Consider the following 1,711-nt stretch of genomic DNA (forward strand, 5'->3'; position numbering starts at 1 on the left):
GCCTAATGGGAGGCGAAGGCCGGCGGGAGTTGGCCTTCGTGGGCGCGAGCCGAGCCTTTGAATACGCCCGGGCCTGAGAGCTCTGTTGACAAGACGAGGCTGGCTCACGCCCAGCAGTCCGAACGGGAGTGTTCGAAATCAGGTGCGGTTCGTTCTGCATGAGCCGCAAAGACGTCCGGTTACTGCGGGACAGTCCGGCTGCGGCTCTGAGTGGGTTGGCTGTTCGTAGTCCGAGCCGGTTGCGCGGATCACCTCTCAGCTCTGCCTTGAGCTTTCAGCTCTGACGCGGACCGAGGGCCGCGTGACTCGCTGGGGTTGCGAACGGCTGGTGGGATGACGTGCCTTGAGCACTTCCATTAGGGAGCACGCGCACCCTGCAAAGGCTCTGACCTGGGAAGAGAGTCGTCACGAAGGAGGGCTGGATGGAGATCGCCGGGTTACCGACGCCAGTGTTCTGCGGGGTGGACTGGGCCGAAGATCACCACGACGTCGCACTTGTCGATGCGGGTGGACAACAGCTCGCCAAGATGCGGATCAGCGACGATGCCGCGGGGTTTGCACAGCTCATGGCCCTGCTGGCCGAGCACGGCGACAGCGAGGAAACGCCTATTCCGGTGGCGATCGAGACGTCACGCGGACTGCTTGTCGCCTGTCTGCGGGCCACCGGCCGACCGGTCTTCGCAATCAATCCGCTGGCGGTCGCCCGCTACCGGGACCGGCACTCCGTCGCCCGCAAGAAGTCGGACGCCGTCGACGCCGCTGCCCTGGCCAACATCCTGCGAACCGACATGGCCGCCCACCGCCCACTGCCGGCGGACTCCGAGCTCGTCCAGGCCATCGCCGTGCTCGCCCGGGCCCAGCAGGACGCTGTCTGGGCCCGCGGCCAGGCCCACAACAAGCTTCGTTCCCAGCTCAGAGAGTTCTATCCGGCGATCCTCGACGCCTTCGCCCAACACAAGCACGGCCTGCGCTCAAGGGAAGCCCGCAGCATCCTGGCCGCAGCACCGACCCCCGCCATGGCCGCGAAGCTGACCCGGAGGCGTCTGCAGTCTCTGCTCAAGCAGGCTGGCCGCGTCCGCGGCATCCAGGGCGAAGCCGAACGGCTCCACGAGGTCTTCAGTCGCGACCACCTCCACCAGCTCCCGCAGGTCGAGGCGGCTCTCGGGCATCAGACTTCCGCTCTGCTCAGGCAGCTGGACACCGCCTGCGACAACGCCGACCAGCTCGAAGAAGCCGTCACGCAGGCCTTCGAGGAACATCCGGACGCGCCGGTCATCCGCAGCTTTCCGGGTCTCGCCGCACTGACCGGCGCCCGGGTCCTGGCGGAGATCGGCGACGACCGCACCCGCTTCGCCACCGCCAGCTCCCTCAAGGCCTACGCGGGAAGCGCCCCGGTCACCAGGGCCAGCGGCAAGAGCTGCAGGGTCATGAGCCGGAAGGTCAAGAACCAGAGACTGGCCGCCGTCGGCTACGTCTGGGCATTCGGCGCTCTCACCAGGTCGCCCGGCGCCAGAGCCCACTACGACCGCCGACGAGCAGCCGGCGACCGTCACGTCGCAGCACAGCGGAACCTCTTCAACCGCTTCATGGGCATGCTGTTCCACTGCCTCCAGAACGGTCACGCCTACGACGAAGCAGTCGCTTTCCCACAGGCCTCAGCAGACCTCAAGGCAGCGGCGGCTTGACGCTTATCGGCGTGGGATGTCTTGTC

At 67.0% G+C, this 1,711-nt stretch carries 1 protein-coding gene; it reads left to right on the forward strand.

The annotated features are described in order from the left end of the window. The first annotated feature begins 422 nt into the window (after positions 1 to 422). On the forward strand, positions 423 to 1,685 hold the full coding sequence (locus ACFXGX_RS43265; RefSeq protein WP_384804014.1) for an IS110 family transposase: 1,263 nt from the start codon (positions 423 to 425) through the stop codon (positions 1,683 to 1,685). The last annotated feature ends 26 nt before the right edge of the window (positions 1,686 to 1,711 follow it).

Source organism: Streptomyces sp. NPDC059371 (genome assembly GCF_042751995.1).
Lineage (GTDB): Bacteria > Actinomycetota > Actinomycetes > Streptomycetales > Streptomycetaceae > Streptomyces.